Origin of the sequence: Micromonospora sp. CPCC 205739, from assembly GCF_036906795.1 — a bacterium.
GTDB lineage: Bacteria > Actinomycetota > Actinomycetes > Mycobacteriales > Micromonosporaceae > Micromonospora.
This window is the reverse complement of sequence record NZ_JBAKHS010000021.1, coordinates 41,345-66,834: the sequence shown is the minus strand read 5'-3', so window position 1 is coordinate 66,834 and position 25,490 is coordinate 41,345. Positions and strand designations below refer to the sequence as shown.

At 74.1% G+C, this 25,490-nt stretch carries 19 protein-coding genes and 1 tRNA gene; 7 read left to right on the top strand and 13 right to left on the bottom strand.

What is annotated here, in order from left to right; translation table 11 throughout:
• Positions 1–37: 37 nt before the first annotated feature.
• The 4 genes from V6U88_RS24720 to V6U88_RS24705 all read right to left on the bottom strand — a co-directional run bounded on the left by V6U88_RS24720 (position 38) and on the right by V6U88_RS24705 (position 5,842).
• Entirely contained in the window at positions 38–1,684 is a 1,647-nt protein-coding gene (locus V6U88_RS24720) for a beta-1,3-glucanase family protein (RefSeq protein ID WP_334456570.1), read from the bottom strand.
• Positions 1,685–1,784: 100 nt separating this feature from the next.
• Positions 1,785–3,044 carry a family 16 glycosylhydrolase gene (locus V6U88_RS24715; protein WP_334456568.1) on the bottom strand — a complete coding sequence of 420 codons (1,260 nt, stop codon included), beginning with the start codon at positions 3,042–3,044 and terminating at the stop codon, positions 1,785–1,787.
• Between the two features lie 83 nt (positions 3,045–3,127).
• Positions 3,128–4,666 carry a ricin-type beta-trefoil lectin domain protein gene (locus V6U88_RS24710; RefSeq protein ID WP_334456566.1) on the bottom strand — a complete coding sequence of 513 codons (1,539 nt, stop codon included), beginning with the start codon at positions 4,664–4,666 and terminating at the stop codon, positions 3,128–3,130.
• A gap of 159 nt (positions 4,667–4,825) precedes the next feature.
• Entirely contained in the window at positions 4,826–5,842 is a 1,017-nt protein-coding gene (locus tag V6U88_RS24705; RefSeq protein ID WP_334456564.1) for a GGDEF domain-containing protein, read from the bottom strand.
• A 322-nt stretch (positions 5,843–6,164) separates the two neighbouring features.
• Between V6U88_RS24705 and V6U88_RS24700 the strand changes: the two genes are divergently transcribed.
• A complete protein-coding gene (locus V6U88_RS24700) occupies positions 6,165–8,387 on the top strand; it encodes a molybdopterin-dependent oxidoreductase (RefSeq protein ID WP_334456562.1) in 2,223 nt (740 codons plus the stop codon).
• Between the two features lie 75 nt (positions 8,388–8,462).
• On the opposite strand, the gene V6U88_RS24695 is transcribed toward V6U88_RS24700, so the two are convergent.
• The 5 genes from V6U88_RS24695 to V6U88_RS24675 form a co-directional block, all read right to left on the bottom strand.
• A complete protein-coding gene (locus V6U88_RS24695) occupies positions 8,463–9,638 on the bottom strand; it encodes a zinc-dependent alcohol dehydrogenase (RefSeq protein ID WP_334456561.1) in 1,176 nt (391 codons plus the stop codon).
• A 13-nt stretch (positions 9,639–9,651) separates the two neighbouring features.
• Entirely contained in the window at positions 9,652–10,638 is a 987-nt protein-coding gene (locus V6U88_RS24690) for an SRPBCC family protein (RefSeq protein ID WP_334456559.1), read from the bottom strand.
• 434 nt (positions 10,639–11,072) lie between these two features.
• The gene (locus V6U88_RS24685; RefSeq protein WP_334456557.1) at positions 11,073–11,363 is read right to left on the bottom strand and encodes a hypothetical protein; all 291 of its coding nucleotides are present in this window, start codon (positions 11,361–11,363) and stop codon (positions 11,073–11,075) included.
• Positions 11,357–11,677 carry a hypothetical protein gene (locus V6U88_RS24680; protein ID WP_334456555.1) on the bottom strand — a complete coding sequence of 107 codons (321 nt, stop codon included), beginning with the start codon at positions 11,675–11,677 and terminating at the stop codon, positions 11,357–11,359. The genes V6U88_RS24685 and V6U88_RS24680 overlap by 7 nt, the downstream gene beginning before the upstream one ends.
• A 93-nt stretch (positions 11,678–11,770) precedes the next feature.
• On the bottom strand, positions 11,771–15,103 hold the full coding sequence (locus tag V6U88_RS24675; RefSeq protein WP_334456553.1) for a BTAD domain-containing putative transcriptional regulator: 3,333 nt from the start codon (positions 15,101–15,103) through the stop codon (positions 11,771–11,773).
• 162 nt (positions 15,104–15,265) lie between these two features.
• On the opposite strand from V6U88_RS24675, the gene V6U88_RS24670 reads away from it, so the two are divergent.
• The 5 genes from V6U88_RS24670 (at position 15,266) to V6U88_RS24650 (ending at position 20,534) form a co-directional block, all read left to right on the top strand.
• Positions 15,266–16,144, top strand: coding sequence for an alpha/beta fold hydrolase (locus V6U88_RS24670; RefSeq protein ID WP_334456551.1), 879 nt, complete (start codon positions 15,266–15,268; stop codon positions 16,142–16,144).
• A gap of 247 nt (positions 16,145–16,391) precedes the next feature.
• Positions 16,392–17,543: a GTPase HflX gene (gene hflX, locus V6U88_RS24665; protein WP_334456549.1), complete on the top strand. Its 1,152-nt coding sequence runs from the start codon at positions 16,392–16,394 to the stop codon at positions 17,541–17,543.
• A gap of 155 nt (positions 17,544–17,698) precedes the next feature.
• Positions 17,699–19,483, top strand: coding sequence for an N-acetylglutaminylglutamine amidotransferase (locus V6U88_RS24660; RefSeq protein WP_334456547.1), 1,785 nt, complete (start codon positions 17,699–17,701; stop codon positions 19,481–19,483).
• 146 nt (positions 19,484–19,629) lie between these two features.
• The gene (locus V6U88_RS24655; protein ID WP_334456545.1) at positions 19,630–20,220 is read left to right on the top strand and encodes a hypothetical protein; all 591 of its coding nucleotides are present in this window, start codon (positions 19,630–19,632) and stop codon (positions 20,218–20,220) included.
• Between the two features lie 53 nt (positions 20,221–20,273).
• Positions 20,274–20,534, top strand: a complete 261-nt coding sequence (locus tag V6U88_RS24650; protein ID WP_334456543.1) for a hypothetical protein — start codon at positions 20,274–20,276, stop codon at positions 20,532–20,534.
• Positions 20,535–20,558: 24 nt separating this feature from the next.
• On the opposite strand, the gene V6U88_RS24645 is transcribed toward V6U88_RS24650, so the two are convergent.
• The 3 genes from V6U88_RS24645 to V6U88_RS24635 form a co-directional block, all read right to left on the bottom strand.
• Positions 20,559–21,692, bottom strand: coding sequence for a carboxylate-amine ligase (locus V6U88_RS24645; protein ID WP_334456541.1), 1,134 nt, complete (start codon positions 21,690–21,692; stop codon positions 20,559–20,561).
• A gap of 430 nt (positions 21,693–22,122) precedes the next feature.
• A complete protein-coding gene (locus tag V6U88_RS24640) occupies positions 22,123–23,664 on the bottom strand; it encodes a TROVE domain-containing protein (protein ID WP_334456539.1) in 1,542 nt (513 codons plus the stop codon).
• 594 nt (positions 23,665–24,258) lie between these two features.
• Positions 24,259–24,356 (bottom strand) — tRNA-Gly (locus tag V6U88_RS24635).
• A gap of 68 nt (positions 24,357–24,424) precedes the next feature.
• On the opposite strand from V6U88_RS24635, the gene V6U88_RS24630 reads away from it, so the two are divergent.
• Positions 24,425–24,979: an alpha-ketoglutarate-dependent dioxygenase AlkB gene (locus V6U88_RS24630; RefSeq protein ID WP_334456622.1), complete on the top strand. Its 555-nt coding sequence runs from the start codon at positions 24,425–24,427 to the stop codon at positions 24,977–24,979.
• Positions 24,980–25,025: 46 nt separating this feature from the next.
• Here the strand turns inward: V6U88_RS24630 and V6U88_RS24625 are convergent, their stop codons facing one another.
• The gene (locus V6U88_RS24625; RefSeq protein ID WP_334456537.1) at positions 25,026–25,481 is read right to left on the bottom strand and encodes a VOC family protein; all 456 of its coding nucleotides are present in this window, start codon (positions 25,479–25,481) and stop codon (positions 25,026–25,028) included.
• Between the last annotated feature and the right edge of the window lie 9 nt (positions 25,482–25,490).

Below are 25,490 nucleotides of genomic sequence, written 5' to 3'. Positions count from 1 at the left end.
CTGGTCGCCGCCGCGTGCGCGTCAGGGCTGTCGCCTTTCAGCCGCGCCGCCACTTCTGGTTCGCGCCGCCGGTGCACTCCCAGAGCTGGAGCACCGCGTCGTTGTTCGGGTTCCAGCCGGCGATGTCCACGCACTTGTTCGCCTGCGGGTTGACCAGGTCGCCCGCCGCGCTGAGCACGAACTGCTGGGCAGGGTTGCCGGAGCAGGTCGCGATTTGGATGGCGGCGCCGTTGGCGGTGGATCCCCAGGCGACGTCCATGCACTTGTTGTTCAGGGTGCGCAGGGTGCCGTTGACGAACTCCCAGCGCTGGTTGGTGCCGCCGTGGCAGTCCCAGACGATGAGCCGCTGGCCGTCGGCGAAGTTCCAGTTGGGCACGTCGACGCACTTCTGGTGCCAGTTGCTGACGACCATGTCGCCGGTGGCCGGCGGGGTGGTCGGCGGCGGGCCGGTCGGGCCGCCGGCGCCGAACGGCGTCAGGGTGACGGCGGCCGAGCGGGGATCGCCGCTGTGCACGAGCGACTCGAAGCCGCCGACGTCGTCGTAGGCGAAGCCGTAGGCCTTACCGTCGGCCATGTTGGCGTGGATGATGCGGGAGTAGTGGTTCGGTGCGCTGTTCTTGTAGAAGGAGGCGGCGTCCAGCCGGGGCTCGGTGTCGAACTGGCCGAGGGTGCCGCGGTTGAGCGCGGTGCAGAGGGTGCGCTTGATCTCCGGCTCGATGAACGGCGGCGTGTTCGGGGCGTTGAAGACGCCGTCGCAGCCCCACACGTTGCTGGTGGTGGGCTTGGCGACCGTCGCCACCTGGGCGCCGGACGAGTCGGTGAAGACCATGGTGCTGCCGACCGTGCGGCCGAAGAACCGGCGGTTCGGCTCGGCGGTGCGCGGCACGACCGTGAGGGTACGGCTGGTGTACGCGTTCCACGCCGAGGTGATGTACGAGTCGAGGTAGCCGGGATCCATGAGACCGGCGTCCATGGCCTTGCCCGGCGCGAGCACGCGTAGCACCGTGCCGTCGGCGCGGGTGATGACCGAGCGGGCGAAGGCCGGCTGGGCGCGGACGGCGTCGATCACGTTGTTCCGGCCGTTGTTCAGCAGCTCGCCGGTCTTGGTGGTGACGCCGTTGCCGCTGGTCACGGAGACGGCGTGCGGAACGGCGAGCTGGTCCACCTGGGTGCTGTTCAACCACAGTCCGGCGTCGTTGTAGGTGAACTCCGACCAGTCGAACAGGATGTCCCGGTTCGGGTCGCCGGCGGCCCACGGCGCGGGCTGCACGAGCCCGTCCGGGGTCAGCCGGAAGTCGAGCTTGCGGCCGAACGAGAAGTACATCCGCCCGGAGATGAAGCGCGGGATCCGGACGGTGACGCTGCCGCCGTTGGCGGGGCCGGCGATCGACACGTCCGGTGCCGGGGTCGGCGGGAGGCCGCCGGCGGGCCAGCGGGTGAAGGCACCGGCCGCGTTGACATAGCCGAGGCCCCCGCCGGGCCGGATGTCGGTGCCGAGGATGTAGAGGTGGACCGCCTCGCCGCGGCCGGAGTTGTTGGTGACGGTGACGGGGAGCAGGTCGGGGCCGACGGCGAGCGCGCGGTCCTCGGTGGCGGTGAGGGCCACGGGTACGGCGAGGACGAGTGCCGCGAGCCCGCCGAGGGCGGCGGCGAGTCGGGCCCGGAACGGGCGTCTGTTGGTCATCGGGAATCTCCTCGATGGTGGGGACGGGCACCATCTCGTCGAGCCGGGGCTGCTCGACGAAGGGCGTGGGGGTGGCGTACGGGAGGCGGGTGGGCGCTCGTCAGGCGCGGGACCACTTCTGGTTGCTGCCGCCGGTGCAGTCCCACAGCTGGAGCCGGCCGCCGTTGCCGGTGACCCGGTCCCGCACGTCGACGCACCGGTTGGCGCTGAGGTTGACCAGGTCACCGGCGGCGGTGAGGGTGAAGCGTTGCGCCGGGTTGCCGTTGCAGCTCACCAGGTTGACCTCGGTGCCGTTGGCCGTGCCGGCCCAGGCCGGGTCCATGCACTTGCCCATGGCCCGCAGGGTGCCGTCGGCGGCGAAGGTCCAGGCCTGCGCGGCAGTGGTGTTGCAGTCCCAGATCTGCAGCTTGGCCCCGTCGACCGGGTTGGCGCCGGGGATGTCGATGCACCGGCCGCTCGCCGCGCCCTTGATCCGGGTGGTCCCGGGCGACGGCTCGCCGGAGGTGTAGCCGGAGACGCGTACGTAGTCCACCAGCATCTGCTGCGGGAACTGGGTGGAGGCGTCCGGGTAGCCCGGCCAGTTACCGCCGACCGCGACGTTCAGGATCATGAAGAAGGGGTGGTCGAACACCCAGCGGTTGCCGCCGAGCCGGCCCGGGTCGACGCGGTGGTACTCGACGCCGTCGAGGTACCAGACGATGGAGTTCGGCTCCCAGTCCACCCGGTAGGTGTGGAAGGCGTCGGCGAGCGGCGCTCCGACGGTCCGGCTGCCGGTGATCCCGCCCGCGCCCGAGTAGCCCGGGCCGTGGATGGTGCCGTAGACGGTGTTCGGCTCCCGGCCGATGTTCTCCATGATGTCGATCTCGCCGGCGTTCGGCCAGCCGACGCTGCCCATGTCGTTGCCGAGCATCCAGAACGCCGGCCAGATGCCCTGGCCTCGCGGGATCTTGATGCGGGCCTCGAAGCGGCCGTACGCCTGGGTGAACGTCGCGGCGGTGAGCAGGCGGGCGGAGGTGTACTCGCACCGCCCGTAGTGGCACTGGTAGTTGGCCGGGTTCTCCCGGCGCGCGGTGATGACCAGGTTGCCCTGTCCGTCGTGCACCGCGTTGTTCGTGCTGCTGGTGTAGTACTGCCGTTCGTTGTTGCCCCAGCCGCCGCCGCCGATGTCGAAGCGCCACCGGTTCTGGTCCACCGGGGCGCCGGCCGGCGCGTTGAACTCGTCCTGCCAGGTGATCCCGCCGATCGCCGCCTCGGCGGGGCGGGGCTGGACCGGTACGGCGAGGGCCACCGTGGCGGCGATCAGCGCGGTCGCGGCGACGGCGAGAGCGCGTACCCGGGAGCGGGTGCGGATGGGGAACATGGGACCTCCTTGGCGGGGACGGGCGCGACGGGTCGGTCGCCGGGCCGGGCGGAGCGGTGGTGCCGTGGCGGCGGGAGCGGCGGTCAGCCGCGGCGCCACTTCTGGTTGGCGGTGCCGGCGCAGTCCCACAGTTGGAGCCGGGCGCCGTCGGAGTTGTTCCAGCCGGTGATGTCGACGCACTTGTTGGCCTGAGGGTTGACCAGGTCGCCGGCGGCGGAGAGGACGAACTGCTGGGCGGGGTTGCCGCTGCAGTTGGCGATCTGGATGGTCGCGCCGTTGGCGGTGGATCCCCAGGCCACGTCCATGCACTTGTTGTTCTGGCTCCGCAGCGTCCCGCCGGTGAAGGTCCACGCCTGCGCGCTGGTCCCGTTGCAGGTCCAGGTCTGCAGGGGCACGCCGTCGGAGAAGTTGGAGTTCGGCACGTCGATGCACCGGTTGTTCCAGTTGCTGATGATCCGCTGCCCGCCGCCGGTGGTGACGAGCGACAGCCCGTACGCGCCGAGGATCTCGTTGACCGGTTGGAACCAGGTCGTGCCGCCGGTGGAGCAGTTGCCGGAGCCGCCGGAGGTGACGCCCTGGGCCTGGTTGCCCGAGATCCACGCTCCGCCCGAGTCGCCGCCCTCGGCGCAGGCGTTGCTGCGGCTGAGGCCGGACACGGCACCCTGCGGGTAGTTGACGGTCTCGTTGCGGCCGAGGAGGGTGCCGCAGCGCCATCCGGTGGTGCGCCCGGAGCGGCAGATCGAGCTGCCGATGGCGGCCTCCTGCGAACCGGCCACCGTCGCGGTGCCGGAGTAGGTGTTGACCCACGGCTGCGGTGTCCAGGAACTGTTGGTGCGGACCCAGGCGTAGTCGTCGCCGGGGAACGAGGACCCGGCGAAGGTGCCCTGCGCGACGTTGTTGTAGCCGAGGGTCGGGCTGCCGGCGCGCCCGCAGTGGCCCGCGGTGACGAAGCCGCCGACGACGGCGAAGCCCACCGAGCAGAGGGTGTTGCCGTTGATGACGTACTGGTCGCCGCCCCGGATGTCGTACAGCGGGCGCGGTGCGGCCGGGGACGTGACCACCCGGACGGCCTCGGCGGGTACCCCGTTGTCGGCGGCGAACGCGGTGGCCGCGGCGGTGGCGCCCGGTCGGGCCGTGACCACGACGCGGTTGCCGGCGACGTCGACGTGCCAGCCGTGGATGTCCCGGGGGTCGGCCTGGGCGCGTCGCCGGTCGAGGGCCCGCTTGATGTCGTCGAGCACGGCCTCGCTGCGGCCGGCGACCGTGACCTCGGCGCCCTCGGCGCGGACCACCGGGGCGAGCGCGGGATCCGTGACGGCGACGGTGAGGCGGTTGGCGTGCGCGGGCAGCCACGCGCCGGCGAACGCGGCACCGAGCTTCGCGCGCAGCCGCTGCTCGACGGCCGGTGCGGCGGCCTCGGTCCGTAGCCGGTGGCCGGCCTGTGCGGCGGTGAGGCCCAGGTCGCGGCGCAGCGCGTCGACCAGGCTCGCGGCGGGGTCCGTGGCGGGGGCGACGCGGTGGGTCGGGGTGGGTGGCGGGGCAGCGGAGCCCGCGGCCGGGGCCGCGCCGACGAGCAGTAGGGCGGCGGTGATCGAGCCGAGCGCGCGCAGGTGTCGGGACATGCGGTTCCTCCCGGTGAGCGGGGGCGGGTAGGCCGAGAGAGCGCTCTCACGATGAAGTTTGTCGATGCTTAACAAATCTGTCAAGAAGGTTGCCTATTGTGAACGGCCCCGTACCGTCAGGCCACCGGCCCCTGGCCGCCCGCCGACCGCCTCACCCGGTCAGGGCGCGCCGCCCGGGTCCGATCCGCTCGACACCAGGCCGTGGCCCTCGCGCGGCCGGTCGCCGGTGCGGCGTTGCTGCTTCACCCGGTAGAGGCGCTGGTCGGCCACGTGCAACAGGGTCTCCAGGGTGTCGCCGTCGCCGGGCGCGGTGGCCGCGCCGATGCTGACGCCGGTGTGCCGGCGCACCGCCGCGTCGATCCGGGTCACCACCGTCCGCACGGTCGCCTCGTCGGCCTCGCTGAGGACGACCACGAACTCGTCACCGCCCACCCGGGCGATGGCGTCCTCGGCGCGGAGCACCTCCCGCGCCGCCGCCACCGTCCGCTTCAGCAGCTCGTCGCCGGCGGCGTGCCCGTACCGGTCGTTGACGCTCTTGAAGTCGTCGAGGTCCAGGCAGAGCATTGAGGGGCCGGCGCGACCGCAGCGGCGAAACAGGTGCTGGGCGAAGTCCGCCAGGCCGCGCCGGTTCAGGGCGCCGGTGAGCGGGTCCAGCGCCGCGAGCGCGCGCAGCTGGGACCGCTGCCGCGCCAGCTTCCGGGTCTGCGTGCCGCAGACCGAGATCAGCACCACCATGTCCGCCACGTAGAGGAAGACGTGACCGGGCGGCGACGGCCGCCCGAGGACGGCGACGGCGAGATACGCCCCGAGCAGAAGCGCCTCCAGCGCCATCATCAGCCGCAGGTGGGGCGTGTAGCTGGCCACGAAGACGGTGGTGGTCACGAAGCCCAGGGCGGCCGGCGAGGCGGCCCCGCCGTCCCAGTACGCGCCGAGCGCCGCCACGACGATCGTCACCAGCAGGATGGTGAACGAGACGCGGTACCCCGAGGCCTTGGTGGTCACCGTCCGCGCCGCCCAGACGCCGACGGCGCCGGCCGCCATCCCGCAGCTGTACGCCACGAGCATGAGGTCGCGGTGCGGTTCGCCCAGCGTCATCAGGCAGTAGAGGACGGCGATGCCGTGCGAGACCACGTGCAACGCCGCGGTGAGCAGCATCCGACGCCGGCGCTCATTCACCCCGTCCACCGCACCCTGACGACGGCTCCTGGGGGCGCAGCAGCACGATCGGTCGGAGTGGCCATGTCGGTGGTACGCGTCGAGGCCACTGCCTGGACGGGCCCTGCCACGCGGACATTCAATGTTGTGGGTTACATCACAGTCAATACCCGAATGGGTGTATCCGCCCTGGCCAAGGCGCGGGTGCCCCGATCCGCCGGGCAATTGCACGTTCCGTGGTCGGCCCACTGCGCCCCGCGCCGGCCGCTCGCCGGGGGATGACAGCGCTCCGGTGGCGTGCCACCATACCGACCAGTCGGTATTCCACCGGAAGGGGCCCGCGATGCCGGGAACGACCGCGACGCGTACCGCGTACCGCACCTGTCCACTGTGCGAGGCGACCTGCGGGCTGACCCTGACCATCGCCGACGACCGGGTGACGCACGCCCGTGGCGACCGCGAGCACGTCTTCAGCCACGGCTTCGTCTGCCCCAAGGGGGCCGCCTTCCCGCAACTCCTGGCCGACCCGGACCGCCTGCGCCGACCGCTGCTGCGCATCGACGGAGCGCTGCGCGAGGTCGGCTGGGACGAGGCGTTCGCCGCCGTCGAGGCCGGCCTGACCGCCGCCCGCCAGGCCGGCGGCCCCGACGCGGTCGCCGCCTATCTCGGCAACCCCAACGTGCACACGATGGCCGGCGGGCTCTACGTCGGCCCCCTGCTGCGCGCACTCGGCACCCGCAACGTCTTCTCGGCCAGCACCGTCGACCAGATGCCCAAGCACGTCTCCTCCGGCTACCTGTACGGCGACCCCAACGCCATCCCGGTGCCCGACCTCGACCACACCGACCTGCTCGTGCTGCTCGGCGCCAACCCGTGGGAGTCCAACGGCAGCCTCTGCACCGCGCCCGACTTCCCCGGCCGGCTGCGGGCGTTGCAGGCGCGCGGCGGACGGTTCCTGGTCGTCGACCCGCGCCGCACCCGTACGGCCGCCGCCGCCGACGAGCACCTGCCCATCCGGCCCGGCACCGACGCGCTGCTGCTCTTCGCCGTCGTGCACACCCTCTTCGACGAGAACCTGGTACGCCTCGGCCGGCTGGCCGAGCACGTCACCGGGCTGGACGACGTCCGCGACCTGGCCCTGGCGTTCGCCCCCGAGCGGGTGGCCGACCGGTGCGCAGTGCCCGCGCCGCGCATCCGCCAGCTCGCCCGCGAACTCGCCGCCGCCCCCACCGCCGCCGTGTACGGGCGCATCGGCACCTGCACGGTCGCCTTCGGCACGCTGACCAGTTGGCTGGTCGACGTGGTCAACGTGCTGACCGGCAACCTGGACCGGCCCGGCGGGGCGATGTTCCCCCTCGCCGCCCACCAGCGCACCCGGGCCGCCGGCCCGGGCCGGGGATTCCGCACCGGACGCTGGGCCAGCCGGGTACGGGGCCTGCCGGAGGTCAAGGGCGAGCTGCCGGTCGCCACCCTGGCCGACGAGATCGACACCCCGGGGGAGGGGCAGGTCCGGGCGCTGATCACCGTCGCCGGCAACCCGGTCCTGTCCACCGCGAACAGTGCCCGGCTGGACCGCGCGCTCGCCTCGCTCGACTTCATGGTCAGTGTCGACCCGTACCTGAACGAGACCACCCGGCACGCCGACGTGGTGCTGCCGCCACCGGACCCCGCCCGCGCCGGGCACTACGACTTCGCGTTCCTCACCCTGGCCGTGCGCAACGTGGCGAGCTACTCGCCGCCGGTCCTGCCGATGGAGCCCGACGGCCTCGACGAGTGCGACATCCTGGCCCGGCTCACGCTGATCGCCGCCGGGCAGGGCGCCGGCGCCGACCCGGCGGGCCTGCACGAGCACCTGCTGGGCGAGGTGCTCGCCGACGCCGCCGACGTGCTCGGCCGGCCGGCGGACGAGCTGCGCACGCTCGTCGCCGGGGACCGGCCGGCCGAACGCCTGCTCGACGCGCGGCTGCGGCTCGGCGCGTACGGCGACGGGTTCGGGCAGCGACCGGACGGGCTGACCCTGAGCCGGCTGCTCGACCAGCCGCACGGCGTCGACCTCGGGGCGCTGCGACCGCGGCTGCCGGAGGCGCTGCGCACGCCGAGCGGCACCGTCGAGCTGTGCCCGCCGCCGATCGCCGCCGACGTCGCCCGGCTGCGGGCGGCCCGGGACGCGCCGCCGGAGGGCTTCGTCCTGGTCGGACGCCGGCACCTGCGGTCCAACAACAGCTGGATGCACAACGTGCCGGCGCTGGTGAAGGGCCGGGACCGCTGCACGCTGCAGGTGCACCCGGAGGACGCGGCGAAACTCGGGCTGGCCGCCGGCGACGACGCCCGCGTCTCCTCCCGGGTCGGGGCGGTGGTCGTACCCGTGGAGGTCACCGCCGACACCATGCCGGGCGTGGTCAGCCTGCCGCACGGGTGGGGCCACGACGTGCCCGGCACCCGGCAGTCGGTGGCCCGCGCCCACCCCGGCGTCAACAGCAACGTGCTGACCGACGAGACGGCCGTCGACCCGCTCTCCGGCAACGTCGTGCTCAACGGCATCCCGGTGCGCGTCCAGCCCGCCTGACCGGCCGCACGTCGCGTACCCGGCGCACCGGCCGCCGGCACCGTCCGGCGGCCGGGTCGCGCACGGCCCGCCCGGCTACGCCTTCAGGACCACCTTCATGCACTCGTCCTGCTTGTTCTTGAAGATGTCGTACCCCAGGGGGGCGTCGTCGATGCCCATGGTGTGGGTGATGATGAAGCTCGGGTCGATCTCCCCCTTGCGGATGCGTTCCAGCAGCGGCCGCATGAAGCGCTGCACGTGGGCCTGCCCCGAGCGCATGGTCAGCGACCGGTTCATCAACGAGCCCATCGGGAACTTGTCGATGAACCCGCCGTACGAGCCGACCGCCGAGATGGTGCCGCCGTTACGGCAGCTCAGGATCGCCTCGCGCAGCGCGTGGGGCCGGTCGCTCTCCGCCTTCATCGCCTGCTTCGCCCGGTCGTAGGCCTGCAGGGCCGCCGAGGCGTGGTGGCCCTCCATGCCCACGGCGTCGATGCAGGCGTCCGGGCCCCGCCCGGCGGTCATCTCCCGCAGCGTGTCCAGGACGTCGCTCTCCTCGTAGTTGATGGTCTCCGCGCCCACCTTGTCCCGAGCCATCCGCAGCCGGTACGGGTACCGGTCGATGACGATCACCTGTCCCGCGCCGAGCAGGTAGGCGCTGACCGCGGCGAACTGCCCCACCGGCCCGGCGCCCCAGATGGCGACGACGTCACCCGGCTTGATCTCGCACAGCTCCGCGGCCATGTACCCGGTCGGCAGCACGTCGCCGAGGAACAGCACCTTCTCGTCCGGGAGATCGTCCTCGATCTTGACGGCCCCGACGTCGACGTAGGGCACCCGCACGTACTCCGCCTGCCCGCCCGCGTACCCGCCCAACAGGTGCGAGTAGCCGAAGATGCCCCCGGGGGAGTGCCCCATCGCCACCTCCGCGATCGCCGCGTTCGGGTTGGAGTTCTCGCAGGCCGAGTAGAGCCCCCGTTGGCAGGAGAAGCAGTCGCCGCAGGCGATGGGGAAGCCGACGACGACCCGGTCACCCACGCGCAGTCCGTCGCGCGCTCCCTGGCCCAGTTCCACGATCTCGCCCATGAACTCGTGGCCGAGGATGTCCCCCCGCTTCATCGCCGGGATGAAGCCGTCGAGCAGGTGCAGGTCGGAGCCGCAGATCGCCGACGAGGTCACCCGGACCACGGCGTCGCGGGGGTTGAGGATCTGCGGATCCGGTACGTCCTCGACCGCCAATTTGTTCGGGGCGACCCAGCAGTTGGCCTTCATCGGTGTCTCTCCCTCACGCGGTCCGGGTCGTTGCCAGCGGCCGCGCCGGACGCTGGTGGGTCTGTGCGTGCACGCTCGTGCCCTCCGGGGTGCCGTCCGAGCGGGTGATCTCGCCGGTCTCGATGACCTGCTTGAACCGCCGCAGGTCGTCGCAGATCTGCTGTTGCGGGTTCTCGCCGAACGCCCGGGCCACCGCGTTGCCCAGGATCCGGCCCGGCACCGAGTACTCCAGCTCGACGCGGATCTCCGTACCCTGGTTGGCGGGGGCCGGCATGAAGCGCACCCGGCCGCAGTTCGGCACCTTCGCGCCGTCGACGGAACGCCAGCTGATCAACTGGTTCGGCCGGTCCTCGACGATCTCCGCCTCCCACTGCACGCTCCGGCCGGCGGGAGCCTTCGCGGTCCACACCGAGCGCCGGTCGCCGGTGACCCGCACCGCCTGCAGGTGGTACATGAACCGCGGCAGGTTCTCGAAGTCGTGCCAGAACTGGTACGCCTCCTCCGGACGGCGGTTGACCGTGATGGAGCCGTACGCCCGGTTGGCGCCGGTCATCCGGCGGCCCCGCGTCGCGCGCAGCGAGGCGTACAGGTCGATCGCGGTGATCCCGGCGAGGGCCGCCACGGTGTACGTCAGGCGGCGGCGCCGGACGTCACGGCGGTTGCGCATCGCCCGCCCGGCGGCGGCGAGGTCCATGACGTCGCCGGCGACCCGGGTCCACGCCGCCGGCCCGGCGTGCCGGGGCACCAGCAGCGCCGCCGCGTGGCCCAGCTCCCGGATCCCGGCGGCGCGCAGCACGATCTGCGCCGTGCGCGAGTCGTCGACGCCGCACAGCCGGCTCACCCGGGGCGTCGCCGCGAGGGTGGTGATGCCGAGACCCAGGCTGAACCAGCCCAGGACGCGGGCCAGCCCCTCCGATCGGCCGTCCTGCGCCGCCCGTTCGATGCCGAGGCCTTCCGTCACCGAACGGAGCCCCATGGTGGTGCTCGTGTTTCCTGCCATCTTCCGTCACCCCGTAGCTGAGTAGGTCACCGTCGGAGTTCTCCGGACCGCGCTGCTGCGCGGGCGGCGGAGAACGTGGACCGGACGCGCCGGTCGGGTGCGGCGTGGCGGCTTCCCCTCCGGGACGGCAGCAGCGGACCGGCTCCGGCGTCGGTGCACGAGTGCCCGAACGGCCGTCGGCCGCGGCCTGCCATTCCCGGAAATCCCGCCCGCACACCTGCCGCTTCGGAGGACGTGGAACTCCTGGTCCCCGGTCAGAGTCGGACCCGGTGGACGGCCTCGTACCCCGCCGCCATCCGGGCGGGGGAGAAGTTCGTGGCGACGTGGCTCACGCAGGCGCGGAGTCGACCTGCGCGGTGGCGCGCGACGCGGCCGGCAGCTCGACCGCGTCGTCGCACCCGGCCAGGCTCACGGAGCCGGCGGCAACGCCGGTGTCAGCAGAACCAGCCGTCCTGGACCCAGCCGCGACGGTTGATGTGCCCGTAGGCGAACCCGTAGACGTAGCCGCCGCTGCGCGGCCCCTCGACGAGGAAGGTCTGACCCCGGTACAGGGTGCCCATCCAGGCGCCGTTGGGGTCGGTGCGGACGAACAGGTCGGCCGCGCAGACCGTCTCGCGCTGGCCGATAGTGCCGGTGTCGGCGTGCGCGACGACCGGCGCGGCGACGAGCGCGATCGTGCCCGCCAGCAGGGTCGCCGCCGCCCGGGCGACGGATCGGCTCACCATGAGTCGTACCCTCCGATGCACTCGATGCGCAGGTAGCCCCAGTCGTTGGGGCCGAAGTCGAAGGTCGCCGCCCAGCCGTTGTAGACGGGATGCGCCCCGGGCGTGTGGCCGATCTTGTTGCCGTAGGGCAGCGTCCGCTTGAGGCCGTACGGGCCGCGCGCCGAGTCGTAGTTGTCGTAGAAGCTGGCGCTCTGGCAGATGACCACGGCGTGCCGGGGCACCACCGGATCGGCCTGGGCCGGGGTGACGCCGAGCGTGGCCACCGAGGTGCCGATGGCCACCGCGGCGACCCCCTGCAGGATCCGTCGAGGCATGCCGACCTCCCGTCACGGTGAAGACAATTGCCAGTGACGGTATCAAGAGCGTCGATATCTGTCGATGCGCGGAACGTTCCCGCGCCCGGGACCTCAGCGGTCGGCGCGGGCGGCCACCTCGGCCGCCTGCCGGCGGTGCGCGGCGGCGTCGTCGTGCCGGCCCAGCGCGGCGGCGAGATCGGCGAGGTACCCGGCCACCGGCCCGAGGGTGAGGATCCCGCTGCCCGCCCCGGCCAGTTCGTCGGCGGCGGGCAGCAGCTCCGTGTACGCGTGCCGGATGGTGCTGCGCTCGTCGAGGGTGAGCGCGGCACGGGCGGCGAGGCAGAGCCGCGCCTCGCGGAGCAGGTCGTGCGGCGACTCCGGAAGGGCCCGCAGCGCCGCGGCGGCCTCCGCAGGGTGGCCGTCGGCGAGCAGGAGCAGCGGCCGGACCCACGGCTCGTACGGCCCCCAGGCCTGCCGCTGCCACCCGTCCCCGTGACCCGGCCGGCCCTCCGGAGCCGGTTCCCGCAGCCGCAGCGACAGCAGTGCGAGGGGGAGCAGGCCGCCCTCCAGGCCGGGCATCCCGGCGGGGAGCAGCCGGACGTGGGCGGCCCGGTACGCGGCCTCGGCCTCGGCGAGCCGCCCGCCGACGGCCAGGCGCAGCGCCGCGTACCAGCGGGTGAAGACGCCCACCAGCGGCAGCTCGTAGCGGTGCGCGAGCCGGTCGGCGGCCGCGGCGTGCGCGTCGGCGGCGGCCAGGTCGGCGAGCGCGCAGCGCGCCTGGAGCAGCACCAGGTGGCCGAGCACCTCGAAGGTCACCAGGTCGTGGGCGCGGGCCAGCTCGACCAGTTCCGCCCCGATGCGCGCCCGCTGCGGGGCCAGGCCGGTGCGGTCGAAGGTGTGCATGAAGCGGGCGTTGAGGGCGAACGCCAGCAGCGCCGGGTCCGCCAGCCGCCGGGCGATGGCCTCCGCCTCCACGGCGGCCCGGTGTCCCCGGTCGGTGACGGCTCCGCGCAGTTCCAGCGCGAGCGTGCTCAACAGGCGGCTGCGGTCCGCCGCCCCCTCCCCGCCCAGAGCGGCCAGGGTGCGCTCGGCGGCCCCGACGATCCGGTGGGAGAGGCGTTCGTCGTCGTTGCGCGTCCAGATGGCGGGGACCTCGAAGGCCGCGAGGACGTCCGCGGTCACCCGCGCGTCGTCCAGCCGTTCGGCGGCGTCGAGCGCCTCGCCGCGGTGCCGTCGGGCCCGGTCCAGGTGTCCGGTGACGGCGAGCGCGCGACCCAGTCCCATCAGTGCCCGCAGCCGGCCGTGCGGGTCGTCCGCGATCCGTTCGTGGGCGTCGACCGCCTGCTGCCACAGCCGGGCGGCCAGGTGCGGCAGGGAGCGGCGTTCGGCCTGCTCGGCGGCGGCGGTGGCGTAGCGGGCGGCGCGGGGCGCGGCGGCGCGCGTCCCCGCGCGGGTGAAGTGGTGGGCCAGCGCCGGGACGTCGTCGGGGTGCAGCCGTTCGAGGGCGTCACCGGCGGCGGTGTGCCAGCGGGCCCGCCGCGGCGCCGACAGGTCCTCGTACACGGTGTCCCGGACCAGGATGTGCGCGAACCGCAGCCGCGCCGCCGGGCCGTGCTCGGCCAGGAAACCGGCGGCCGCGGCGGCGTCCAGCGCGTCGAGGACGCCCGCCTCGTCGCCGGCCATCGCCGCCAGGGTGTCCGGGTCGACGTCGCGGCCGAGGACCGCCGCCTGCTGCACCACCGTCCGGGCCGGTTCGGGGAGCTGGGCCAGCCGGTGGCGGATGACGTCGCGTACCCCGGCCGGCACGGTCTCCAGCGCCGCCCGGCCCTCCGTCGCGAGCAGCCGCGCCAGCTCGCGGACGTAGAACGGGTTGCCGCCGCTGCGGCAGTGGATCAGACCGATGGTCGGCGGGTCCAGCTCGGCACCGGCGACGGCGCGGGCGAGTTCGCCGGTGGCCGGTTCGTCCAGACCGTCGAGGTAGACCCGGACCGGTTCGGTCCGGGCGAGGCGGGCCAGGGCGGCCGTGAGTTCGGGACCGATCGCGGTGGACCGGAAGAGACCGACCACGAACACGGCACCGGTGACCGGCTCCGGTTCCGTGAGCAGGGCGGCGAGCAGGTCGAGGGTGTCCTCGTCCGCCCGGTGCAGGTCGTCGAGGACCAGCAGTACCGGTCCTGCACCGGCGACCGCGCTGAGCAGGGCCACGGCGCTGCGGTGCCGGCGGAACCGGGACACCGCCGGGTCCTCCGAGGCCGTCGGGCCGCCGGCCGCCGGTGCCTGGTCCCCGGCGGCCAGCGCCCGGGTGATCTGGGTCCACGGCCAGGCCACCGGCGCGCCCTCGTACTCGGGGCTGCGGCCCCAGGCCGTGGTCCAGCCGTCGGCGGACAGCCGCCGGGTGAGCGCCTCGGCCAGCGCCGTCTTGCCCGACCCGGCGCCGCCCGAGACCAGGGCCAGTGCCGGTCGGCGGTGGCCGGCCGCCGCCCCGGCCGCGGCCGTCAGCCGGTCCAGCTCCGCGTGCCGACCGACGAACGTACGCGGCTCCGCCGCTGCGGCTCGCACCGCGGATTCGTCGTCCGCCGGCACGCCGGCCGGCGCAGGGGCCCCGGCGGGGCGGTCGGCCCCGGGGTGCGGCACGGCGGCCTCGCCGGGCGCCGTCGGATCCAGTTGTGGCGCCTGGGCCAGGATGTCGGCCTCCAGGCGACGCAGCCGGGGGCCGGGGTCCAGGCCGAGTTCCGCCACCAGGGTCTCCCGGGCCCGGCGCAGCGCGCCCAGCGCCTCGCCCTGCCGACCCGACCGGTACAGCGCGGTGGCCCACAGCCGCCAGGCCTCCTCGCGCAGCGGCTGCGCGGCGGCGTGCTGCTCCAGCTCGACGGCGGCCTCGGCGGCCCGTCCCAGCGCCAGCAGCGCCTCGCCCCGCCGCTGGACCGCCAGCATCCGCAACTCGTCCAGCCGGGTGGCCTCGGCGCGCGCCCAGCCCTGGTCGGCGAACTCCGCGTACGCCGGGCCACGCCACCAGCCGAGCGCCTCGGTGAGGCGGGCCAGCGCCGGCCCGGGGTCCCCGTCGGCGAGCAGTTGACCCGCCTCGCCGACCGCCGTCTCGAACCGCCACGCGTCCACCGCCTCGGGCGCGGCCCGCAGCGCGTAACCGGGGGGCGCGGTCACCAGCAGCCGGGCCGGCTCACGGGGCGGACGCTCCGGCTCCAGGGCCCGGCGCAGGTCCGCGACGAAGGTACGGATCGCCGCCACCGAGCCGTCCGACGGCGTCTCCCACAGGTCCCCGACGAGCCGGTCCACGGACACGACCCGACCCCGGGCGACCAGCAGGCGGGCCAGCACCGCCCGGTGCCGCGGACCGCGCAGCGGAACCGGACCGGCCTCGCCGATCGCCTCCACCGGACCCAGCACACCGAAGGTCACCGCTGGTGCCCCCGCCCGCCAGCTCATGGCGCCCACTCTATGCACCGCCGCGCGGCGCCCCGGTCGGCGGCCGGTCACTCATCCGCTGCTGATCCGCTGCTCATCGCCCCCGGGCAGGCTCGATCCCGGACGACCGGTCGACGGGGGCGCCGCCCCCGGCCGGTCGACGGACACCCGAGAGGATCCCCGATGCACCCCGTGATCAACGGATTCGATTACCAGCGCGTCACCGTCGCCGACGGGGTGAGCCTGCACGCCGCGGTCGGCGGCTCGGGCCGCCCCATCGTGCTGCTGCACGGCTTCCCGCAGACCCACCTCATGTGGCGGCACGTCGCCGCCGACCTCGCCGCCGACCACACCGTCATCTGCCCCGACCTGCGCGGCTACGGCGACAGTGACAAGCCCGCAGCGACCGGCCCGGAGGTCTATTCCAAGCGCACCATGGCCGCCGACATCGTGGCGCTGGCCCGTGCCCTGGGCCACGACCGCTTCGCCCTGGCCGGGCACGACCGGGGCGCCCTGGTCGCCGTCCGCGCCGGGCTCGACCACCCGCAGGCGATCACCCACCTGGCCTCGCTCGACGTCCTGCCGACGGAGGACATGTGGAACGTCATGCGGGGCGTCTCCGCCGCCGTCGGCTTCCACCTGTACCTGATGGCCCAGCCGCCCGGCCTGCCCGAGCAGCTCATCGCCGGCAGCCCCGACGCCTTCTTCGGCCACTTCCTCGACATCTGGACCCGGGACCCCGACGCGATTCCCGCCGAGGTCCGGGCGGCCTACCTGACGGCCTGCCGGGAGGCGATCCCGTCCATCGTCGCCGACTACCGCGCGTCCGCCGGCATCGACGTGGAGCACGACGCCGCCGACCGCGCCGCCGGGAACCAGCTGCGGATGCCGGTGAGCGTGCTCCAGCAGGACTGGGGCGCCGCCCTGGGCTTCGACGCCGCCGCCCTGTGGCGCGCCTGGGCGCCGGAGGTGGACCACCGCACCGTTTCCTGCGGCCACTTCATGGCCGAGGAGGCGCCCGCCGAGGTCGTCAAGGCGCTCCGGGCGCTGCTGGCCCGGTGACCGGCGGCGGGCTCCGGGGCCGGGCCGGCCCCGGAGCCGGTGCGCCGGGCGAGGTGTCGTCGCTGCCCCCGGATCGGGCGGTCCGAGCCGCCCCGACCGGGGCGTGACCCCGGGGTCAGCCACACCGTCGTGCGGCCTGATGTCCGATCCCGGGGCGGGATTCGCCGGCAGGGCGGGCGATCTCGGCGGCATGGTCGGGGGCGGTCAGGGTAGGCGGCAGTCCGGCAGCGGCGAGATGGGGTGGACGATGGCGGGTACCTGGTTGCTCGGTGCGGGAGCCGAAACCTCCCGGCAGCGGCCGACGGCCGTGCTGGTCGCGGTGCACGAGGACGGCGGTGCGGGTGGCAACGGCCCCGGCAGCGAGGTGTCGCTGGAGGAGCTGCGACGGCTCGCCGACACCGACGGCCTCAGCGTCGCCGAGGCGGTGGTGCAGAACCGTCCGAAGCCGGACCCGGCGACCTACCTCGGCTCCGGCAAGGTCGACGAGCTGGCCGCCGCCGCGGAACGCGTCGGGGCCGAGGTGGTGATCGCCGACGGCGAGCTGACCCCCGGCCAGGTGCGCAACCTGGAGGAACGGGTCGGGGTACGCGTGGTGGACCGGACCGCGCTGATCCTGGACATCTTCGCCGAGCACGCCCGTACCAGCGAGGGTCGGGTGCAGGTGGAGCTGGCGCAGATCGCGTACCAGTTGCCCCGGCTGCGCGGCGACGGCCGGGTGATGTCCCGCGTCGGTGGCGGCCGGGTCGCCGGCGGCGCCGGCATCGGTGTGCGTGGACCCGGTGAGATGCGGCTGGAGACCCAGCGGCGGACGCTGCGCCAGCGGGCCACCCGGCTGCGGCGCAACGCCGCCGAGCTGGCCCGTCGCCGGGAACGTACCCGCAGTCGGCGGGCCCGCAACCAGGTCCCCTCGGTGTCGATCACCGGGTACACCAATGCCGGGAAGTCTGCCCTGCTCAACCGCCTCACCGGCGCGGACGCCCAGGTGCAGGACGTCCTCTTCGCCACCCTCGACCCGACGGTACGGCGGATCAGCACCGGCGAGCTGACCTACACCCTGACCGACACGGTGGGCTTCGTCCGGCACCTGCCGCACCAGCTGGTCGACGCGTTCCGGTCGACCCTGGACGAGGTCACCAGCAGCGACCTGGCGCTGCACGTGGTGGACGCCTCCGCGCCCGACGCGCTCGGGCAGATCACCACGGTGCACGGGGTGCTGCACGAGATCGGCGCCGGCCAGGTGCCGGAACTGCTGGTGCTCAACAAGATCGACATGGCGCCGCCGGAGTGGGTCGACGCGCTGTGCCGCGCGTACCCGGACGCGGTGCCGGTGTCCGCCCTGACCGGTGCCGGCATCGACGAGCTGCGCCGGGCCCTGGCCCACCGCCTGGGTGAGCGGTGACCCCACGAGTGCGCCGCGGCCCGTCCCCGCCCGTGGGCGGGCGGCCGGGGCAAAGGCCCGTCGCGGCTGCCCGGAGCGGCCGGGCCGTCGACCACCAGGGGCTGGCAGGGGAGATGGCCATGCTGCTGGACCTCGGAAGCGGGTGACGGCCGGCCATGTGCGGGATCAGCGGCGAGGCCCGGTTCGACGGCAGGCCCGCCGACGCCGACGCGGTGGCCCGGATGACCGCGGCGATGCAGTCCCGGGGTCCCGACGGCGAGGGGGCGTGGAGCGACGGCTGGGTCGCCCTCGGGCACCGCCGGCTCACCGTGATCGACCTCTCAGAGGCGAGCGGGCAGCCCATGGTGCGCGAGGACCTGGGCCTGGCGCTGATCTTCAACGGCTGCATCTACAACTACCCGGAGCTGCGCGAGGAACTGCGGGCCGCCGGGCACACCTTCCACTCCACGGGCGACACCGAGGTGGTCCTGGTGGCGTACGCGCACTGGGGCGAGGACTTCGTCGACCACCTGGTCGGCATGTTCGCCGCGGTGCTGGTGGACCGGCGACGGCGGCGGCTCGTGCTGGTCCGGGACCGGCTCGGCATCAAGCCGCTCTACCTCGCCGAGAGCCCCGGCGCGCTGCGGTTCGCCTCCACCCTGCCCGCGCTGCTGCGCGGCGGGGGCGTGGACACCGGCATCGACCCGGTGGCGCTGCACCACTACCTCTCCTGGCACTCCATCGTGCCGGCACCCCGGACCATCCTGCGCGGCGTACGCAAGCTGCCCCCGGCCACGATGCGGGTGGTGGAGGCGGACGGGCGCAGCCGCGAGCGCGTCTACTGGCGTCCCGACTACGTCCGGGACCCGGCGCGGGCGGGCATGGACGCCCGGGACTGGCAGGTGGCGATCGGCGACGCGCTGCGCACCGCCGTACGGCGCCGCCTGGTCGCCGACGTACCGGTCGGCGTGCTGCTCTCCGGTGGGTTGGACTCCAGCATGATCGTGGCGCTGCTGGCCGAGGCGGGGCAGCAGCACCTGCGGACGTTCAGCATCGGCTTCGACAGCCGGGGCGGCGAGGCGGGCGACGAGTTCCACTACTCCGACCTGGTGGCCCGCCACTACGGCACCGACCACCGGCGCCTGCGGCTCGCCGACGACGACCTCGTCCCGGCGGTACGCGCGGCGGTGCACGCCATGAGCGAGCCGATGGGCAGCCACGACGTGGTCGCCTTCCACCTGCTCTCCGAGCAGGTCGCCGCGCACGTCCGGGTCGCCCAGTCCGGCCAGGGCGCCGACGAGGTGTTCGCCGGCTACGGCTATCACCAACCCTTCACCGACCTGTCGCGCGGCGACATCGCGGAGGCGTTCGCGGCCGCCTTCTTCGACCGGGACCACGCCGAGCTCAACCGGGTGGTGGCCCGGGCGTACGCCATCGATCGGGACGCCAGCCGGGAACTGTTCGCCGCCGACCTGGCCGCGCCCGGCGCAGAGACCGCGCTGGACGCGGCGTTGCGGCTGGACACCCACCTGATGCTGCCGGACGACCCGGTCAAGCGGGTGGACAACATGAGCATGGCGTGGGGGCTGGAGGTGCGTACCCCCTTCCTCGACCAGGACCTGGTGACGCTGGCGGCGGCCTGCCCGCCCGAGCACAAGGTGGCGTCGGGCGGCAAGGGGGTGCTCAAGGAGATCGCCCGGGAGGTGCTGCCGGCCGAGGTGGTCGACCGGCCCAAGGGGTACTTCCCGGTCCCCGCCCTGCGCAACGTGGACGGCGCGATCCGCGATCTGGTGGTGGAGGCGCTGCGCGCGCCGGCCGCGCGGGAGCGCGGGTTGTTCGACGCGGAGTACGTCGCGGGGCTGCTCGACGACCCCGGACAGGCGCAGGCGGCGGCCGGCAGCAACAAGCTGTGGCAGCTCGGCCTGCTGGAGATCTGGCTCCAGTCGCACGACGTCCGCTGACCGGCCCGGATGCCCACGGAGAACCGGCCGGGATCGCGGGCGCGTCCGCCCGCCGAGCCGGTCGGTCGGAACGCGCGTGCGCTGCCCGGCAAAAGTGCTTGAATCGGGATGAAGGGTATGGCGTCTGATCGACTGGAGGAGAGCGGATGCAGATGACCGCGACCGACAACCACGCCGTCGCGCAGGCCGTCCACGACGTGGGCTCGGCGCTGTGGTTCGGCGGCACCGTGATGGGGGTCGCCGGCGTCAACAAGTCCGGCAGCGACCTCCAGCAGGGCATCGACCGGATCCGGGTCGCCGAGTCCGCCTGGGGCCGGTTCAGCCCGGTGCAGTGGCTGGGTATCGGCGCGACCATGCTCGCCGGGCTGCGGCTGACCCAGGTGGGTGGCCGGCGCATCGCGTTGCAGAAGGGGTTCGGCAGCGTGGGCGCGCTGAAGGCCGGCATCACCATCGCCGGTGCCGCGGCCACCGCCTACGCGGCGTACTGCGGCAACCGTATCGGCCGGCTGGCGGAGGAGGCGCACCGGCGGGGCGAGCACCTGGAGGTACGCGACGCCACCATCCCGACCGAGGGAACGCCGGCCGACATCGCGACTTGGCAGCGGCGGCAGCGGCTCGCCCAGTTCGCGGTGCCGGCGCTCGCCGGGGCGAACATCGTCTGCGGCTCGTACCTCGTCCAGTCCTACCGTCTGGGCGCCACCGGGAAGGGGCTGCTCCGGCGGCTGCTGCCGGACTGAGCCGCCGTCGAGGCCGGCCCCGTGAAGGGGGCCGGCGGGAGAGGAGCGTCGGCATGACCGATGGACCGTTCGACGTGCCGCCGGAGGCCGACGCGATTGAGCAGCGCCAGCCGCTGGTCGACGAGGGGCAACCCGACGTCCCGCCGGAGCCGCAGTCGGCGGACGCCACCGTGGCCGACCTGGTCGAGCAGGGTGCCTCCGTGCCGGGGGAGCACGACCTGCCGGCGGTCTCCCTGCCGGAGGACGCCACCGCGGCCGACGCCCTGGAGCAACGCCAGGTGGTCGGCCCCGGCGACGAGGACCGCCGGGACTGACGCGTACGCCGGCCGCGCCGGCGCTCAGGTCGCGGTGGTCTGGGCGGCCAGGTGGTCCAGGACGGCTTGCACGTCGTTGCCGGTGCGCGCCATGATCCGCCGTTGCCGGGTCGCGCCGGTCCCCTCGGCCCGGACCCGGTCGAGCTGACGGCGCACGTACTCGACGTCGCCGTGGCGGGCCAGCGCGGGCGACACGGTGGCGAACAGCTCGTCGACCAGGTCCCAGGCCGGGCGGGCACCGCCCCGGCGCAGGTCCACGAGGTCGCCGTCGAGGCCCTCGTGGGCCGCCCGCCAGTGCGCGGCCGAGACCAGACAGTCCCGCAGCCGTGGGGCCGGCACCCCGGCCCGAACCTCGTCGGCGATCGTGGCGACCAGCGCCCGGACCAGCCCGCTCACCAGCACCGTGTCGTCCACGGTCGGGCAGACGTCACCCACCCGGACCTCCACCGTGGGGTGGGTGGCCGAGGGGCGGGCGTACCAGTAGACCATCGCGGTGTCGAGCATGATCCCGGCGGCGATCAGCTCGTCCACCGTCCGGTCGTAGTCGGCGACGGAGTCGAAGTGCGGGGTGGGGCCGAGGCTCGGCCACCGCTCCAGCTGCATCGACCGCCAGCTGGCATGGCCGGTGTCCCGGCCGTCGTGCAGGGGCGAGTTGGTGGTGAGCGCCTGCACGACGGGCAACCAGGGCCGCAGGTGGTTGCAGATCTGCACGGCGAGCTCCCGGTCGGGCACGCCGACGTGCACGTGACAGCCGCAGACCGCCGGATCGTGCGCGACCGGCCCGAACCGCCGCGACATGGCGTGGTAGCGAGGTTCGTCCGGCACCGTCCGGTACCGCTCGTGCACCGGCGTCGCGCCCACCGCGACGAGTCGGGCACCCGCGGCCTCGGCCGCGTCGGCGGCCCAGCGCCGCAGCCCCACCAGGTGCTCTCGCAGCTCGGCCAGGCTCGACGACACCGGCGTCACCATCTCCACCATGCTGTGCCGGAACTCCTGCCGGCTCTGCTCGAGCGCGGCGCCGGAGAACGTGTCGAGCACCCGCTCCCCGACCGGCAGGCTCCGCCCGGTGGTCGGGTCGAGGAGCAGGAACTCCTCCTCCACACCGAGGGTCAGCGTGGCCACATCGGGCCGGGCGGACACGGTCGGACGCTGGGTCATCGGGGTCGTCCGTTTCGTCGGTCGGAGCGTGGGCATCGGGCTGCCGGGTGACGGCTTCCCGAGCGGTGAGACGGCAAACGACCCGGGCCCCGGTTGCGGCGGTGGCGGGCCCGCCCGCCCCGACCGGCGTCCACGACCTCGGACGGGCGGGGCCGGCCGCGCTCATCCGCGGGGTGTGGCCACCCCTACCTGACCCCGGGTGCCCGGCCCGGTCGCCGCGTTCAGCGCGACTCCGCCGGCTCGGCGACGAGGTCGAGCGCGGCCAGCAGCGTCGGCGCGGCCACCACAGCAACCTCTTCAACCGGCTCAACGCCACCACCCGCCAGCCCGCCCCCAGTCCGCTGACCGGCCCGACGGGCCGGACGCGGGCGGCGGGTACCGCCGCCCGCGCGGACCCGGGGTGCGGTACCGGCCGGCACCGCACCCCGGGTCAGAAGGGCCACTGCTCGCGGGAACCGGCCTCGAGGAGCGGGATCATCGTGAACGCGGCGTCGGAGAGACCGCCGAACGTGTGCCGGTTCCCGGCCGTCGGCGCGTGCCCCACCCGGTAGCCGGCCAGGTTCCAGGTGTACACCGGAACCGTTGCGGGCACCGCGGCCGTGACGTCCGCCGACCGGTGCCAGTGGGCCTGCTCGTCGGTGAGGATGACGACCCGGTCGTGCCGGTCGTAGTGCGTCCGCACCGCCTTCTCGGTCTCCGTCCCGCGGCCGTGGAACCAGCCACCGTCCTTGAACCGGCGTACCGCCGCCAGCACCGACTCGCCGGCCACCGCCGGAAACACCGTGCTGTCGTCGGAGAACGAGACCACCGTCGCCTCCCTGGCGCGGGCGGCGAGCGCGAGGCCGAACACGGTGGCCGCGTCCCAGCAGCGCAGCGTGCCGTCCCTGCTGAAGGGGCTGTTCATCGACCCCGACGTGTCGATCAGGATCAGGGTCCGCCCGTCCAGCGCCGGCACGTTCGCCAGCGCGTGCTGCAACGCCTTCTCCAGCGGGTACGCCCACCGCAGGCTCGGCGCGGCGTTGTACGCCGACAGGAAACGCATCGGCAGCACGCGGGACCGGGCGACCTCACCGGGATCGGAGAGTCGGGCCGCCACGGTCTCGGCCACCGCGTCGCCGACCCCGGCCCGGTCGAAGTTGCGCAGGTTGCGCAGCAACGCCAGGTACCCCATGGTCGGGATGATCGTCTCCCAGGCCGTGGCGTCCATGGCGCCCTGCCGCCAGCCGGCGAGCGCCTCCCACGTCATCCCCGCCGCGCCCAGCACCGCCGGGTCGGTGACCTCGCGGCGCCGCTCGACGGGCATCGCCATGAGCTCGGCGCGCGCCGCCAGCACCGTCAGCGACGCGGGCAGCGGGTTGTCCCGCCGGTGCCGCCGGTCCAGCGCGTGCCGAAACAGGTCGCCCTGCCGCGCGTCCCGGGCGGACGGGTGGGTCAGGTCGATGACGTCCCCGAAGCGCACCGCGGTGCCGTCGGAGTCGTACTTGAGCAGGCTCCGCTCGTGGTAGAGCCGCACCGCCGCGTCGGCGACGCCCCGCTTGACCGGCTTCGGCAGCGATCGGCCGTAGCGGCCCAGCCAGTACGCCAGCGCCTCACCCGGCTCGTCCGCCCGCTGCAACGCGGCGTCCACGATCGCCCGGGAACCCGGGATGCCCGCGGCGACCTGCGCGCGGGCGCCCTCCAGGGCGGCCACGACGGACGCCGAGCGCAGCATCGCGCCGGTACGCAGCCACGCCACGAAGCGGGCGAACCAGTCGCGGTCGGCGACCGCGACGGCGGCGACCAGCTCCCGGAACCGCGCGTCGCGATCGGCAGCGCCCTCGTAGAAGGTGTCCTCACCGACCATGTTCGACACGCCCAGCAGGAACAACTCGGCGCGCGCCGCACGGAGGAAGCCCGGCGCGCCCTCGGCGGTGGCGTACCCGTCGTCCGCCTCGCGCTGGTTGCGGCGCAGCTTGAGATTGAACTTGGCCATCGCGTCCCTCATGACGGTCGAGCGGGAGGAGGACGCCACCACGACGCGTACCCGAGACCGGAGTCGGCGACGGAACAATGTCCGCTGCTCTGTCCAGTTGAGCCAGCCACCCGAGGGTGAGCGGAGGACTCGAACCTCCAACCTGCGGATCCGGAAGTAGCCGTTGCCTGCGCACCGGGTACGCGTGTGGTGCGCCTCCCGAGATCGGTGTCGGCGACGGTCGGGCCCTTCACCGGGGTGCGAACCCCTCCAGATGTAACCGTCACCAGCGCACCGGGAAGTGCGGGCATGACGCTAGTGGTGGGACGGTCGCCGGACAACGGAGTTTGCCGTCTCGTGATCATGGAGGAGGGTGGGGATGCACGCCGCGTGCCGAGATCGACGATCGACGACGGCGGAAGGCCATTGCTCTGCCGACTGAGCTACCGGCGGCGACGCCGGAGGGGACTCGAACCCCCGACCCGTGGATGAGAAGTATCCGCCCTCTGCGCACCGGCACGCGGCGTGAAAACACCTCCCGAGATCGAAGCGGCGACGGCGACCGGCCCTTGCGGGCCAAGGCGACCTGGGCCGCTGGTCGACACCGCCGGGGTGTGGCGGCGGCGGGATTCGAACCCGCGTCTCCCCGTTGGAAGCGGAAGTAGCCGTTGCCTGCGCACCGGGAGGTGCCTGCCGACGGTAGGCCACCCGCCGGCCACCCGGCAAGCCAGATCCGGGAACGACGGCCGGGCGTCGGCGCTACGGTCGACGCGTGGGACGGATGCGCGGCGTCCAGGAGCGACCGGCGGGGCTGACGTACCAGCCCGAGCTGGTCAGCCCCGACGAGGAGCGGTTGCTGCTGACCGTGCTCGCCGCGATCGACCTCACCGAGATCCGCATGCACGGCCAGGTGGCCCGGCGCACCGTCCGACACTACGGCTTCGACTACGACTACGGCTCCTTCCAGCTCACCGAGGCCGAGGCGCTGCCGGTGGAGCTGCACGAGGTCCGCCGGCGGTGCGCCGATCTCGCCGGCGTCGCGGAGACCAGCTTCGCGCAGGCCCTCGTCACCCGCTATCCGCCGGGCGCCGTGATCGGATGGCACCGGGACGCGCCCGCGTTCGGTCCGACCGTGGCCGGTGTCTCCCTCGCCGCCGCCTGCCTGTTGCGCTTCCGGCGGGACGCGGCCGGGGAGCGACGGGTGTACGAGGTGGAGCTGGCGCCCCGCTCCGCGTACGTGCTGGCCGGTGCCGCGCGGTCGAGTTGGCAGCACAGCATCCCACCGGTTGCGGAGCTGCGGTATTCCGTCACCTTCCGCCAGCTCCGCCGGCGGTGACCCGCGAGGCCCGCCGAACCCGGCACGCGGACCGCCGCGACAGCCGTCAGACGACGCAGAACTCGTTGCCCTCGGGATCCCGCAGCAGGACGGCGTAGTGGTCCATCTCGGGCTCGTCCGTGGCCCGGACGACGGTGGCGCCGGCCCGGACGATCCGCTCGACCGTCGCGTCAACCCGCTCGGTGCGCAGCTTCAGATCGACCGTCCGGCCACCGCCCACCTTGAGGTCGAAGTGGATCCGGTTCTTGACCACCTTGGGCTCGGGTACCTGCTGGAACCAGATCCGGGGCCCCCGGCCGGCCGGGTCGACGACCGACTCCGGCGTCTCACCCACGCCCTCCGGCAGCTCCTCCGCCGGCACGCCCGTCGCCGCCCAGTACGCCCGCCAGGTGCGGTGCCCGCCCGGCGGCGGCTCCGGCACGTAACCCAGCGCCTCGGACCAGAACGCGACCATCCGGCGCGGGTCGGCGCAGTCGATCGTCACCTGCAACGTCAGCTCCACCGCCGGAGC